Raw genomic sequence first — 15,754 nt, 5'->3', positions numbered from 1 at the left:
AAGGCAGGGTGAAAAGATGGAACTAAAAAGTATTATTGAAGAATGCGCTAAAAGAAAAATACAATTATGGATTGAAAATGGGAAATTGCATTTTAGAAGTCCAGTCGGCGTTTTCGATGAAAAACTAAAACAAAATATAAAAGTAAATAAAGACGCAATTATAGAATACTTAAACAGAAAAGAGAGAAAAAAAATTCAATCTAGCGAAGATCAAAAATACAAGCCATTTCCGCTTACAGATATTCAGACAGCATATCTGCTTGGAAGAAATCAGGGGTATCTTTATGGTGGAATAGGTTGTAAAGTTTATGCTGAGTTTTTAACTGAATTTACAGATGAGATTATTTTTCGAGATGCTGTAAAAAAACTTATTGAAAGACATGAAATGCTAAGAGTTCAATTTTCGAAAGAAGGCGAGCAAAGATTTTTACCATACATATTTAATGCACCTGTCCAAATTTACGATATAAGAGGCTGGGAGAAAGAAAAAATAAAACATAAAATACTTGCCAAGAGGGAAGAAATGCAATTTAAACAATATGATCCAGAGAAGGATATTTTGTTTGATTTATGTCTGTTCATCCATGACAATGCGAGCATTTTATGCTTGTCATTGGATATGTTAATTGGAGATTTTGTTAGTATAGATTTGATTATTAGTGATTTGGAGAAATTGTACAATAATCAAAAAATGGAAAAGCTAACACTGAATTTCAGAGATTATATAATATATAATCAGAATCAGAAAGAGGATATAAATTTTTTAATCAAATATTATGAGGATGAAAAATATTGGCTGAATAAGGTTGATGTTTTTCCTGGAAAACCGGAGCTGTATACAAGAGAGGAACCGGAGATTATAAGGAAAGGAACTTTCATATGTAAAGAATATACAGTTGATCCTAAAAAGTGGCAATATTTGGTGAGTAAATGTGAGAAATTAAATTTTACTCCGACAGCATTGCTTTTGTATTTGTATTGTGCAACATTAAACAATTGGTCAAGAAATAGTCAATTTACAGTTAATATTACAACCCTACAACGACCAAGTATTCATGAGGATATTCAGAGAATAGTAGGGGATTTTACAACAACATCGTTATTTGAATTCGATGGAACGTTTGAGGGAAAAGTAAACGCACAAGTAGAGAAGGTACAAAGCAATTTATTTGAAAATTTAGCACATGATAGCTTTACTGGAATAGCAGTTTTGCGGGAACTAAAAAGAAAAGGAAAAGAAAATCTTTTCCCGTATGTTTTTACAAGTACAATAGGGGGCGAAAGTGAAGACAGCACATTAAGTAAGAGACAATTATTATATAAAATAAGTGAAACGCCTCAGGTTATTATAGATTGCCAAATCAGTAAACAAATAAATGGAATATTGATTAATTGGGATATAAGAGATGGGGTATTTCCAAAAGGATTAATTGATGAAATGTTTGCATCATTCATCCAGCTAATTAATAAAAGCATAAGCGACGAGGATTTTTTTGAAAAAAATTTAGAAGTAGGGATAAGCGATAGAACAAAAGAAATACGGGCAAGAGTTAATGATACCAATACCCCTTTTGATGAGAAATCTTTAGTTGATGGTTTTTTTACGAGATGTAGGAATACACCTTATAATACTGCGCTTATTTATCAGAAAGAGAAATATTCATATAGCGATCTTCTAAAATATGTAAGTGCAATTCAACAGCGATTAATAGAAAAAAATGTAGAGGAAGAGGATAAAATAGGCATTTTGCTTGAAAAAGGTGTATGGCAAGTTGCGTCAGTGGTTGCGGTAATGTCAGTTGGAGCAGTATATGTGCCAATTGATATTACGCAACCAGCTGAACGGATACAACAAATAATGATTCAAGCTAATATAAAATTGAATATATGTGATGAACAAACATGCTGGAAAGATGAAAAAAGTATATTGCTAAATGCGGAAATGCTTAACAACGTATGGGATATAAAATATAAGTATATTGATCCACAGTCAACGGCATACTGTATTTTTACATCTGGAAGTACAGGAATTCCAAAAGGAGTAGAGATGAGTCATGCCGCAGCGATGAATACAATTATGGATATGTGCAAGAAATTTAATATTTCAGAGAAAGATAGAATATTCGGAATTTCAAATTTATACTTTGATTTATCTGTATTTGATATTTTTGCGACATTTTTTGTTGGGGCAACATTGATTTTACCATCAGAAACAGAAAAGGAAAAAGTTTCCTTTTGGTTTAAACTATGTCAGGAACATGGTGTAACAGTGCTTAATTTGGTTCCGGCGCAAATGGAAATGTATATGGCTTATTTACAGACTACCGAGTACAAGCTGGATACATTGCGCTTAATTTTGCTATCAGGGGATTGGATTCCAGTTAAATTAGTTGAAAAAATTCATCAAAAAATGCCAAATGTTCAATGTATTAGTTTGGGCGGAGCTACGGAAGGGGGCATTTGGTCCATATATTATCCAACGGATAGAGTAAAAAGTACGGATAAAAATATACCTTATGGAATTCCTTTATCTAATCAAAGATTTTATATTTTGAATGAAAAGAATTTGCCTTGCCTTGATTATGTTATAGGAGAGATTTGTATAGCTGGAAAGAGTCTTGCGAAAGGATATATGAATGATGTAACTCTCTCAGATCAAAAATTTCAATTTATTACTGAAATTGAGGAAAGAGTATATAAAACGGGTGATTTGGGTTTATATAGGGAAGATGGGGTAATTGAATTTGTAGGAAGAAAAGATACACAAGTAAAAATTAATGGATACAGAGTGGAGTTAGGCGAAATAGAAAATGCATTAAAGAGATACCCGGGAATAGAAAATGCAGTAGTTGTAAAAAGTAATGAGGGTAGTTTAACTGCTTACATTCTAGGAAATAAAGGCAAGCAAGAAAAAAAGGTAATAGAGAAAAAAATAATTGATGAGGAGAAAGAATTTAAATTTCAATTTACAAGAAAGGAATTTCAAGAATGGATTGAAAAAGCAGATAAAACAGCCTTGATGTATATCTTACGCTTTTTGGTAAATGAAAAAGTATTTGAGGATGTTGAAAAGCGATACTCCTTCGAACAAATTAAAGGTATTTTAAATGTAATACCGAAATATGAGCAGCTACTTATGCGATGGTTGATGGCTTTAAAAGAAAACAAATATCTTCATTTGGATAAAGAAGGATTTTATATTGAAGAGATATATAGTACTAATATTGCAGAAAAAGCAGAGGAAGAGTGGAAATTAGTAGATAAGAAGATTCAATATAGTGACGTATTGATGGAGTATATACATGAGTCCTCCATGCATCTCAAAGAGTTAATTACAGGAGTAATGCATCCGAATGAGTTGTTGTTCCCTCAAGGAAATTTTGATATAGCATATGCTGCATATAAAGATAATATTGTTAATAGATCTATTAACAGAATACTTCACAACGAAGTATTAGAGATTATAAAACAGCAAAAGAAAAAGAAAATAAGAATTTTGGAGGTTGGAGCTGGAGTTGGAGGTAGTAGCATAGAATTATTAAGTAAAATACAGTCATGTAATGTAGAATATTATTTTACAGATATATCTAATTTCTTTTTCAATAAGGCAAAAGTGATTTTTTCACAATATAATGATTGGATTCGATACAAAATCTATGATATTAATAAATCGAATTGGGAACAAGGATTTGAAAATGAGAAATTTGATATTATATTATGTGGAAATGTTTTGCATAATGCTGTTGATATTAAAAAAAGTCTCAATAATCTAAAAGAAATGCTTCATAATGAAGGTAGTTTATTTATTATAGAAGAAGTAAGAAAAAGATATGCACTGATGACATCTGTGGAGTTTGAGTTCGCAGAAGCGGCTGTTAAATATGAGGATGGGCGTAAAATAAGTGAAAGTATATTTATAAATTTTGATGAGTGGCAACGCATTATCAAAACTATGGAGGGTAATATTTTTATGTCATATCCTGAAAAAAACGACATTTTATATCCTGCTGGACAAGTATTGATGGGAATTCAATTTTCGTCGGAAAGTGAATTAAATATAAGAGAAATAAAAGAATATTTAAAAGGGAAAATTCCTACATATATGATTCCGAATAGAATAGTTCAGTTAAGAGAGTTGCCAATGACTAATAATGGCAAAATTGATAGGAAAAAATTGTATTTACAAAAAAACAATTCTAATCAAACAGAGAAAAAAGAAGAATGCATTGATGACTTGGAAAAGCGAATTGAGAGAATATGGTGTGAAGTTATCGGTTGTCAGAACATAGGACGAAATGATGATTTCTATTCGATAGGTGGTGATTCATTACTCATTGCACAAGCGATTAGTAAAATGATTCAAAACTTACCGGAAGCAAAAAACTGGAAATGGGATGCTTTAATGATGGAGATGATGAAAAATGCAACTATAAGAGGAATTGCCGAAAAATTACAAAATAATTTTGTGACAAAAAGTGAAAAAAAGGAGAATGTCCCAGAAATTTCTCCATTTATTACGTTCAAAGATGCGGAGGGAGATTGTAAAAAGGCAAGAGTACTTTTTCATGCTGGAACAGGAACATTAAGTTCCTATAAAGAACTTCTTCCATATTTAGCAAATATCAGTGCTCCTTGTGATCTGCTATGTGGCTTCAATTTTGGGAGTTTTGATAAATATTTGGAGAGAGATACGGATAGTTTGATCATCGAAACTGCGAAAGTATATGCAGACATTTTAGAAGAGCATCCAGCAGAAGAGTATATTTTAATTGGTTATTGTGTTGGCGGATGGTTGGCTTTGGAAACGGCAAGAATTCTGGTTGAGAAAGGGAAAAATGTAAGCAGAGTAATTACAATCAGCTCAAGTCTGTGCGGTCATAATTATGATAATGAACTGCTTCTTGAAAGGGCATTTGGACTGTCTATAGGAGCGGATATAGAAAAAGCCGGATATTTGGGGAGTAATGATTTGCTACAAAAAGCACTAGAGACATACAAAGAGGAAAATGGGGATAAAGGTATATCGATAGGAGATCTATGTGCATTACATGGAGAATATGAAATTTTGGGCATGAGTTTTAGAAAATTAAATAAATTATCACAAGAAGAAAGGCTAAAAAAAATATATGAGAATGTTTCTGGTGATGAGAAAATTGATGCGGATAATGTAAGTATGTTTAAAATGTTGTTTCTTCTGTTTCGACACAGTTTCAAAGGAATCATGCACTATGAACCTTCGGTATATGTAGGAGATGTACAAGCAATGTTTGTGGAAGATGATACGAAGCATTTTTTCCCTGTTAGAAATATTACCAATAAAAGTTTGTGGGAAAACATTGTGTTAGGACAATTAACTGTAGATTATATTCCAGGGGAACATATTAGCTGTCTTAAAGAACCATATGTGCGTGAAGTGGCCAAGTTAATAAAATAAACAAAAAAGAGAATAAAGTAAATACAACTATAGATGTTTACTTTATTCTCTTTGATTAAGATTATGAATTATATTAAACAAAGTAGATAGGATGAAATTAAATATGGAAAATAAATTTTATCGGGTTATAGTTTGTGGGACAAACTTTGGAAGAATATATATAGAAGGTATCACAAGAAAAACTACAAAATGTAAGTTGGTTGGGATATTATCAAAAGGGAGTCAACAATCTAGAAAGTGTGCAGAAAGTAATGGCGTTCCATTATATACAAATGTTTCACAAATAAGTAGCAGTGAAGTAGATATTGTATGTGTGGCTGTAAAATCATCTATTACTGGTGGAAAAGGAACGGAAATTGCTAAAGAGTGTTTAAAAAAAGGAATAAACGTGATTCAAGAGCAACCAGTTCATTTTACAGATGCGAAGGAATTGTATGCAATAGCAATAGCGAATAAATGCCATTATTATATTAATAATTTTTATTCAAAGCTACCGTCTGGTATGGCAGCTATTAGATATGCAAATAAAATTCTTCATTTAGCGGATCCGATTTTAGTAGAAGCAGAATGTAGTATACAAGTATTGTATCCTCTTTTGGACATTATAGGGAAAATGTTGGGAGGGATTACACCATGTAAAGTATATAAGACAGGAGAAAAAAATGGAATATTAACAATACTGGAAGGGAGCATAAACGAAATTCCGTTGATATTGAAAGTTGAAAATAGAATGGTTTCGCAAGACTCAGACAATTATGCATTATTATTTCATAGAATCGTAGTTTTTACAAAAAGCGGTCAATTAGTTATGGATAATTCCATAGGAGCTGTACTGTGGGAACCGCGATATTTTATCCCTAAGAAAGATAATATACTAGAGCTGTTTGGAGACAATGAGTATTCAAAACAAAAAGTAAGTGAAGTGTTAAACGAAGAATGCCTTCAATACACATATCAAGACATATATGAGAATATATGGCCGGAGGGAATAGCCAATGCCTTTGATGAATTTATTACTATAATTAAAGAAAAATGTGATCGACAGTTTATACAATACCAATTGAATTTATGTAAGTTATGGAATGATATTGGCACATGTATAGGACCTACACATGATATTTATCCCGATAAATTTCCGCCAATTTGTATTAAGGGGCTTTAAATTAAGGATTATTTATGTAGAACATATAATGATAATAGTAGGAGAAACAATAAAAGCCATATGAGAAAAAACAAGTATACTGTATATGAATTACAAGATGAAATAAAAAAAATATGGAGCGAAGAACTGGGAAAGGATTTGAAAATAAATGAAAATTATTTTCTGATAGGAGGAAATAGTTTAAATGCAATTCGGATAGTTGGGGAAATAAAAAAATTATTTGATAATTCCATAGATATACCATTTTCATATATTTTTTCTTATCCTACAGTAGAAAAACTAAGTAATGCCATATATGAAATTTTAAATGGTTGCTTAAAAGCAGGGTTGACATCAAAAGAATTAGAGATGGAAGTAAAATTGGATATAGATTTAAAAGGAAAGAGTGTGCCAATAAAAAAAGAAGTATGTCTATTGACGGGAGCAACAGGAAATTTAGGAAACTATCTGTTGAAAGAAATATTAAGGCAAACTAATATGGAAATATATTGCTTGATAAGGGCGAAATCAATGGAAGCTGCACAGGACAGATTAGAAGGAGTATTAAATAAAATTAATATGTCACTTTATGAAGAAGCAAGAGTTCATATCGTTTTAGGCGATTTGGGAGAACCTAATCTGGGAATGGACATGGATGTTTATGAGAAATTAGCTGAAAAAGTTGATTGTATTTATCATAATGGAGCAAAGGTACATTTTTTGAGCGATTACTATGAATTAAAGAATATAAATGTAAATGGAACAAAAGAAATAATACGGTTTGCAGGATATAAGAAAATAAAAGCAATATTTTATATTTCCACAATATCAATTTTTTCAAAATTTAGAACAAACGATAATATAATTATGGAAAATGATGATATTTCTGATCCGGGTATTTTACCTATTGGTTATACACAAAGTAAATGGGTTGCAGAGGGACTGATATGGAAAGCAAAAGAATGTGGAATCCCTGTAATGGTTTACAGATTGGGGCATGTTGTTGGGGATTCGGAAACAGGAGTATGTAATGATGGAGACTTTATTTTTAGAATAATAAAAAGTTGTTTAATTCTAGGAGTATATCCTGATATTAAAGGAAGCATAGCGCCGATTGCGATAGATGATGTCGCGAAAATCGTGGTAGGAATATCCCAAATAGAAGATCAATATGGCAAGACATATCATGTTATAAATACGAAAGAGATTAGCTTTCAAGATGCTGTAGATATTGTAGATAGGATAGGGATTTGCTTGCAACCTTTAGAAAAAAACGAATGGATAGAAATTGCGAATAATAGAGATGATTTGCCTATAACGTTATTTCTTGATTTTTTTGATGATAAATATTGGAAACAAGAAAGACAGATAGAATTTTCAACAGAAAACTTACGCTCTGAATTAAAAAAAATGAATCTAGAAATTAAACCCATGACATATGAACTTATATATAAATATTATGCGTATATTAAGAATAAAGAGCAATGGAAAGAAGAAACTATTGAAGAAGGAATAATTGATTAAAGCTTATGCAAAATTTATAGGTACTTTTATAAATTATAATAATCAGAGTCACTTCCTATAATATAAGAAATGACTCTGACTTCATTTGTCATGAGTTTCTAATAAAAATATTTATTGTGAAAAATGTTAGAACCCGTCAGTTGGAAGTATTTCTCTCTAAATTTTTGCGGCGCTTAAATTCTAATGGCGAAGCGTTGAACTGCTTCTTAAATGCCGAAGAAAACTTGCTTTGATTCAAATAACCAACTTGTTCTGCAATTTCCGATACAGATAAGTTTGTAGTAGTGAGTAATTCAGCAGCTCGTTGCATACGAATTTCACGTAAATAAATTGATATATTTTGACCATAAACTCCGCGAAAGTAGTTCTTCAGGCTGGTTTCACTGACGGAAAACTGTGCAGCCAGTTCCCACGCAGGATGGTGTTGGCGCAGATCAGAAGTGATGATTTTTTCCACACGTTTTGCAATGTCTACCTGTGTTTCTGTGAAGAATGTGCAGGATTGGGAAGGTGGTATTTCTTTCAGATTTTGAAGCAGTGAAAACAGGGCAAGGGTATAGATTTTCATTTGTGGGATTGCCAGCGGAACAGAAATATCCAGTAATGACCACAGCTTTTTTAAGACTTCTTCTATCTCAGTCGTAACCGACGCAATATAAGTACCCCCATCCGGGCAGTAAAGATCTCTGAGTCTGTGGAAATCAATATCAAATTCAGCCTCTACCCAGGAGCTTTGAGCATTTACGGTATCCATATCCACAAAAAACTCAATTCCTTCATAGATTCGGCGGGGATAAACGTATTGCTGTCTGGCGAATCGTTCGGTTAAGGATATCTCCCCATCTTTCACATACACAAAGTTCCCGTTATTCAGGATGAGTTCGCATCGCCCTGTTACACAGTAATTTAAGAGTAATGGTCCTGTTTCCATGGAGCCATTATCGTGAAAGTCTGGGGCTGTCCAGGCAGGAGAGTTCACAAAAATATAAGCCAATGTAACTCCTGGGAACAGAGGGAAAAAAGTCATGGAACCTTTCCCGTCTCTCTCCTTTAGAATGAGTTCTGCGCTAAATTCGCCTCGTTTTATAGATATACCTGGAATTTCAATGCTTTTCTTGATAATTTCATCTATCTTCATTTTCTAACTCCTGTCATTTGGTCTGTTAACCGCTCTGTTTGAGCCTTGCACTTCTATTATAAGATCACAGTCAAAGTCAGTCAACAGAAAAACTCGGTGCTGTTTGGAGCTAAAAAGATGATTGGTTGTAGAGAATCAGCCGGTACTATGCTATTCTATAAAAAAAGGTTAGAAGATGCTAACTGGAAAATGAATGTGGAGGTATTCATCATGAATAACAAGTTACAAGCAAAAGACCTCATTAACCTTGGTCTGTTCACGGTTCTTTACTTTGTCATTGGCTGCTGTGTCGCCATTCCGATTGGGTTTGTCCCGATCTTTCTTCCTGTTCTCGGAAGCCTGTGGTCGCTGATTACCGGTATCCCTTTTATGCTGTTCCTCACAAGGGTTAAGAAATTTGGCATGGTTACAATCATGGGTGTTTTGAGCGGTCTGCTGATGGGACTTACCGGCATGGGGTTTTGGGGTGTTCCTATGGGACTGATTTTCGGCCTGCTTGGGGATCTCATTTTGAAATCCGGCGACTATAAAAGCGCAAAGAAAAGCATCCTTGGTTATGCTGTATTTAGCCTGTGGATGGTAGGTACATATATTCCGATGTATTTTATGGTCGAGGACTCCTGGGCAAGCTTTGCCGCCAGCTTCGGGGAAAAATATGCCGATCGGGTAATGGCGGTTATGCCGATGTGGAGCATTATCCTTGTGGTTGCCGGGATTTTTGTCTTTGCCATTTTGGGCGGACTGCTTGGAAAAACGCTTCTGAAAAAACATTTTGCGAAAGCGGGCATCGCATAATGGAGGGGGTATCCTTTTCCGCCACAACGGACAAAAGGAAAGGAATCCGGCTCGACCCGCGTACGAAGTTGATTTTGCTGTTGACGGTTACTACATTGATGTTCAGCACCAGCAACGAAGGGATTATGAATTTTGTAAAACCTGTGTTAAGCCTAATCCCATTTGTGCTGATCCTGTCGGAACGCCGTTTCAAAACGGCAGGCAAGTACCTGCTTTTATATCTCGCCTGCTTTGCACTGGAACGCATAGCGCTGACGACATTAAGCGATCTGCTGTCCTTTGTGGTTTTGGCGATGACATCCATTATGACGCGGTTTGCCCCTGGTATTATGACGGGGGCCTGGCTGCTTTCCTCCACCTCAGTCAGTGAGTTTATCGGTTCGATGGAACGTATGCACCTGACAGAGAAAATCGTCATCCCTTTGTCTGTTATTTTTCGCTTTTTCCCTACGATCAGCGAAGAATACCAGGCAATCAGTGATGCAATGAAAATGAGGGGTATCCGGTTTGGAGGGAAAAATCCATTTTTGATGGTGGAATACCGTCTTGTACCGCTGATGGTGTCTGTTGTGAAAATTGGAGATGAACTTTCCGCCGCTGCACTGACGCGGGGGCTTGGCGCTCCGGTCAAACGGACTAACGTATGTCAGATTGGTTTTCATGTTCAGGACATGATTGCGATCCTGCTCTGTGCTATATGTTTCGCTCTGTTTTTGCTGGGACAGTATTTTTCTTTTTAAGGGGGTGAGCTTATGATAAAGATTGACCATATTTCATTTTCTTATGGAGAAGAGAATGAAAATACCGGCGGTGTTCGGGATATTGATCTAAATATAGAGGATGGTCAGTTTGTTGTCCTTTGCGGTGAAAGTGGGTGTGGAAAAACTACGGTCACCCGCCTGATTAATGGACTGATCCCACATTATTATGAGGGAAAGATGACGGGAGAAGTATGGGTAAATGGAGCCAAGGTTTCCGAACAGCCCCTTTACGATACAGCTGCAGTTGTGGGCAGCGTGTTTCAAAATCCCCGGTCCCAGTTTTTCAATGTGGATACCACCAGTGAAATTACATTTGGCTGCGAAAATCTTGGACAGCCAGAAAAAGACATCCGGGAACGGTTGGCAAAAACGGTTCGGGACTTCCGGCTGGAGAAGCTGATGGATCGTAATATCTTCCACTTATCTGGCGGGGAGAAACAAAAGATTGCCTGTGCCGGGGTATCCATTATGGAACCGGATGTTCTCGTTATGGACGAACCCTCATCTAACCTGGATGCGGCTTCCATCCTTGATTTGAGAAAGATTCTTGCGTTTTGGAAATCGCAGGGGAAAACAATCATTGTATCGGAACATCGACTTTATTATCTTCGCGGTCTAGCGGATCGGTTTATCTATCTGGCAGACGGGCAGGTGAGTCATGATTATTCTGCGGCAGAATTTGAGCAGCTCACGGAGCAGCAGCGTTCCGATATGGGACTGCGCACGTTTGCTTTGGAGCGTCTCCTGCCTCCGGTTTTACCGCAGCAGGAAAAGACCGCCCTTGCGCTTCGTAATTTCCACTTTGCCTATAAAAACGAACCGGAAACCTTACATATCATGGATTGTGAAATCCCTACGAACCGGATCGTTGGAATTATCGGGAATAACGGCGCCGGGAAATCCACTTTTTCACGCTGTTTCTGTGGCTTGGAGAAGCGCTGTGGGGAGATTGTCTGGAACGGAAAGAAATACCGTCCGAAAGACCGGCTGAATACCTGCTATATGGTCATGCAGGAGGTAAATCATCAGCTTTTCACCGAGTCGGTCCTTGATGAAGTGCTGATCAGTATGGAGGAAGCAAACCAGAAGCGGGCAGAAGAAATCCTAAGTCGGTTAGATTTACTGGATTTTAAGGACAGGCATCCCATGTCCCTGTCCGGTGGCCAGAAACAAAGGGTTGCGATTGCTTCGGTAATCGCTTCAAAACGCTCGATCCTGTTTTTTGATGAACCGACCAGCGGCCTTGATTACAGGCATATGAAAGAGGTTGCAAATGTATTACGGCAGGTCAGGGATGCCGGAATCACTGTGTATGTCATTACCCATGACCTGGAACTGATTTTAGATTGCTGTACGGACATCATTCATTTTGAGGATGGTTCGATTATTGACCAGTACGGAATGGATGAAGATGGCCTCAGAAAAATAAGAGAATACTTCATAAAGGGGGTATCTGAAAAATGAAGGAAGAAAAGAAAGCGTCGCCAATAAGTGTTTTATTGGGATGGGGCAAACCGTATCACGGAAAATTCATCGGCAGTGTCGTCCTTGCGGTTTTGGGTGTTGCTTGTCAGATGGTGCCTTATTTCTGTGTGGCGCATATCGTCACAATGATGTTGGACGGGGAGCAGGATTTTTCCCGTTATGTGACAGCTTGCATGGTCGCACTTTGCGGCTACCTGGGGAAAGTGCTGTTTTCCAGTCTGTCAACGACTATTTCCCATACAGCGGCCTATTACACGCTGCGGGATATCCGGGAGAGGCTGACAGGGAAACTGGCCCGCGTTCCGATGGGAACGATCCTGGATACTCCGTCCGGTCAGTATAAAACAACGATTGTTGACCGGGTAGAAGGGATGGAATCCACGTTTGCACATCTCATCCCGGAGATGACCGCAAACATCCTGGTTCCGGTGGTAATTGTCGTGTATCTTTTCATTATGGACTGGCGCATGGCGCTGTTGTCCCTTGTTACGCTGGTAGTCGGTCTTGCCGTAATGTCTGTCGGTATGATGAGTTACCCAAAGAAATGGGAGGGTGCGGTCAAAGCCGGAAAAGATATGGCGAATGCCATTGTGGAATATATCGGCGGGATTGAAGTCGTCAAGGCGTTCAGCCAGTCAGCCGGTTCCTACAAGAAATATTCGGACGCCGTGAATTACAATGCGAATTACTATGTGGAATGGATGCGGGAAAACCAGAAAACCATGAGTGCCTACAATGCGATCCTTCCCTCAGTGCTGATCTGTGTGCTGCCCTGTGGGTTTGCCTTCTGGCTGTCCGACAGCCTGGAATTATCTGCGTTCCTCTCCATTGTGATTTTCTCCCTGGGGCTTGTGGGACCGATCATGTCCGTCTTTACCTTTACGGATGACCTGGCTGTACTGGGAACCAATGTGGAGGAAATCAGCCAGCTATTGAACGCGGAAGAACTGAACCATAAAGATACGCCAGTAAATCTGGCAGATACCAGTATCGGACTCGACCATGTTTCCTTTTCCTATGATGGGGAAACTGAGGTGCTGCATGATGTGAGCCTTTCCATTCAGCCGGGAACCATGACCGCCCTTGTAGGACCGTCCGGTTCCGGAAAATCTACCGTGGCGAAGCTGATCGCTGGGTATTGGGATGTTACGTCCGGTAGTATTACCCTGGGCGGCCATGAACTGAAGGAGATACCGCTGTCTGAAATTGTCGCCCAGATTTCCTATGTATCGCAGGATAATTACCTGTTTAACCGCAGCATCCGGGAAAATATCCGCATGGGCAGGCCGGACGCCACAGATGCGGAGGTGGAGCAGGCAGCAAAACAAAGTGGCTGTAACACCTTTATCCGCAAGTTGGATCAAGGGTATGATACCGTTGTCGGCAGCGCCGGTTCCCATCTTTCCGGCGGTGAGCGACAGAGAATCGCCATTGCCCGCGCCATGCTGAAGGACGCCCCTGTGGTCATTTTGGACGAGGCGACAGCATATATCGATCCAGAGAATGAGGCAGTTGTGCAGAAAGCAATCTCTGCCCTGACAGTGGGTAAAACGCTGATCGTGATTGCCCATCGCCTGTCTACCATTATCGGTGCGGACAATATTGTGGTGGTCAAGGATGGAACTATCCATGCCCGGGGAACGCATGATAAGTTACTGGAAACCTGTCCCCTTTACCGGGATATGTGGCAGGCGCATATCGGCGCAAAGGATCATATGTAAGGGGGTGTTGTCAAATGTATGGAACATTGAAAAAAATTTTTGCGTTTGCTGGCAGCAAAGAGGGACTGCTGAAAAAATCCCTGCTGTTTGCGTTCCTCTCCGGCCTGTTTGCGGCTTTACAGTTTGCCGCCCTCTTTATCGTGGTGGAGGCGTTGGTATCCGATAACCGGGACAGCCGGTTTATCTGGATTTCTTTGGGCATCATGGCTGTTTCCCTGGTTGGAAGGATCATCACGACCTATTTCTCCACGATGGAGCAGACGGAAACCGGCTACTGTATGGTGGCGGAAAAGCGTATCCACATCGGAGACCGGCTGCGTTACATCCCGATGGGATATTTTAACAAGAACAGTATCGGGAACATTACCGCTATCGTTACCACCACGTTAGGGGATGTGGAAAATTCGGCGGCGCGTGTGCTGGTATCTGTGTTGGGCGGATTTTTCAATTCGGTGGCGCTTGTCATCGTTTTGGTGGTTTTTGACTGGCGGATCGGTCTGATTGCCGCAGTCGGCGTCCTGCTTTATCTTGCAGCGGCGGAACTGGCGCTCCGCAAATCTGAGCGCTTAAGCGGAGTGCGGCAGCATACACAGGAAAGCCTTGTGGAATCCGTCCTGGAGTATATCCAGGGGATGGGGATCGTGAAAGCCTTCGGTATGGAGAAGGACAGCACACAGTCCATTGACAGCGCAATCAAGGCAAGCTGCCGGGACAATTTGAAACTGACAAAAGCCAGTGTCCCCTATGATGCCCTGAAACAGGTTGTTGTCCGGGTGTTCAGTGTTTTGCTGCTCCTGGCCTCCATTTACTTCTGGCTGAACGGTTCCCTGTCATTGGCCTATGGCGTGATTTTGGTGATCGCTTCCTTTATGGTGTTCAATGATCTGGAAAACGCCGGAAACATGGCCTCCCTGCTGCAAATGCTGGCGGCTTCTATGGATACGGCAAACTCTATTGACGATACGCCGGTCATGGATGAAAAGGGCGCAGATGTGGTTCCGGCATCCTCGGAAATTATATTTGATAATGTGGACTTTTCCTATGCAGACCGAAAAATTCTGGATCATGTCAGCTTTACGATCCCTGCCGGAACGACCACTGCCATTGTCGGCCCGTCCGGTTCTGGCAAGACGACTATGTGCAACCTGATTGCCCGATTTTGGGATGTAGACGCCGGGAGAATTACGGTTGGCGGCAAAGATGTCCGGGATTTTAAACTGGACAGCCTGATGAAGAATATCGGCATGGTATTTCAGAACGTGTATCTGTTTGCCGATTCGATTGAGAACAACATCAAATTCGGCTGCCCGGATGCCACGCACGAACAGGTGGTAGAGGCGGCGAAAAAGGCTTGCTGCCATGAATTTATTTCCGCCCTGACCGACGGGTATGATACGGTGATCGGGGAAGGCGGAGGAACCCTGTCCGGTGGTGAGAAGCAGCGTATTTCCATTGCCCGCGCCATATTGAAAGACGCCCCGATTATCATTCTGGATGAAGCCACAAGCAGCGTTGACCCGGAAAATGAAGAAGAATTGCAGCGGGCGATTGCGGAATTGACGCACGACAAGACTATTATTATGATCGCCCACCGTCTGAAAACCGTCCGGGGTGCGGATCAGATATTGGTATTGGATGATTCCCATATCGTTCAGCGCGGCACTCATGCAGAACTGATCCAGCAGAAGGGTCTGTATGCGGACTTCGTATCCGAAAGGCAGGAAGCTATCGGCTGGAAACTGGCACAGTAAAGGA

General features: G+C 39.2%; 9 protein-coding genes. 8 read left to right on the top strand and 1 reads right to left on the bottom strand.

Annotated features, from left to right (window positions below; genetic code table 11):
* The first annotated feature begins 16 nt into the window (after positions 1-16).
* From MCJ35_RS15830 to MCJ35_RS15820, 3 genes are all read left to right on the top strand, one after another.
* The gene (locus tag MCJ35_RS15830) at positions 17-5,434 is read left to right on the top strand and encodes a non-ribosomal peptide synthetase (RefSeq protein ID WP_024720769.1); all 5,418 of its coding nucleotides are present in this window, start codon (positions 17-19) and stop codon (positions 5,432-5,434) included.
* A 103-nt stretch (positions 5,435-5,537) separates the two neighbouring features.
* Positions 5,538-6,596, top strand: coding sequence for a Gfo/Idh/MocA family oxidoreductase (locus MCJ35_RS15825; RefSeq protein ID WP_024720768.1), 1,059 nt, complete (start codon positions 5,538-5,540; stop codon positions 6,594-6,596).
* A 60-nt stretch (positions 6,597-6,656) separates the two neighbouring features.
* Positions 6,657-8,099, top strand: coding sequence for a thioester reductase domain-containing protein (locus MCJ35_RS15820; protein WP_024720767.1), 1,443 nt, complete (start codon positions 6,657-6,659; stop codon positions 8,097-8,099).
* 136 nt (positions 8,100-8,235) lie between these two features.
* On the opposite strand, the gene MCJ35_RS15815 is transcribed toward MCJ35_RS15820, so the two are convergent.
* Positions 8,236-9,237, bottom strand: coding sequence for a helix-turn-helix domain-containing protein (locus MCJ35_RS15815; protein ID WP_024720766.1), 1,002 nt, complete (start codon positions 9,235-9,237; stop codon positions 8,236-8,238).
* A 210-nt stretch (positions 9,238-9,447) separates the two neighbouring features.
* On the opposite strand from MCJ35_RS15815, the gene MCJ35_RS15810 reads away from it, so the two are divergent.
* From MCJ35_RS15810 to MCJ35_RS15790, 5 genes are read left to right on the top strand one after another with little or no spacing between them, the layout of a single operon-like run.
* Positions 9,448-10,032: an MptD family putative ECF transporter S component gene (locus MCJ35_RS15810; RefSeq protein ID WP_024720765.1), complete on the top strand. Its 585-nt coding sequence runs from the start codon at positions 9,448-9,450 to the stop codon at positions 10,030-10,032.
* Positions 10,032-10,772, top strand: coding sequence for an energy-coupling factor transporter transmembrane component T (locus MCJ35_RS15805; RefSeq protein WP_024720764.1), 741 nt, complete (start codon positions 10,032-10,034; stop codon positions 10,770-10,772). Before MCJ35_RS15810 ends, MCJ35_RS15805 begins: the two co-directional genes overlap by 1 nt.
* Positions 10,773-10,784: 12 nt before the next feature.
* A complete protein-coding gene (locus tag MCJ35_RS15800; protein WP_024720763.1) occupies positions 10,785-12,257 on the top strand; it encodes an ABC transporter ATP-binding protein in 1,473 nt (490 codons plus the stop codon).
* On the top strand, positions 12,254-13,999 hold the full coding sequence (locus MCJ35_RS15795) for an ABC transporter ATP-binding protein (protein ID WP_024720762.1): 1,746 nt from the start codon (positions 12,254-12,256) through the stop codon (positions 13,997-13,999). Before MCJ35_RS15800 ends, MCJ35_RS15795 begins: the two co-directional genes overlap by 4 nt.
* Before the next feature lie 14 nt (positions 14,000-14,013).
* Entirely contained in the window at positions 14,014-15,750 is a 1,737-nt protein-coding gene (locus MCJ35_RS15790) for an ABC transporter ATP-binding protein (protein ID WP_024720761.1), read from the top strand.
* Positions 15,751-15,754 lie beyond the last annotated feature (4 nt).

Origin of the sequence: Enterocloster sp. OA13 (assembly GCF_022440595.1) — a bacterium.
Classification (GTDB): Bacteria; Bacillota; Clostridia; order Lachnospirales; family Lachnospiraceae; genus Enterocloster; species Enterocloster hominis.
Note: the sequence above shows the minus strand (reverse complement) of the source record. Positions and strands in the feature narration are given on the sequence as shown.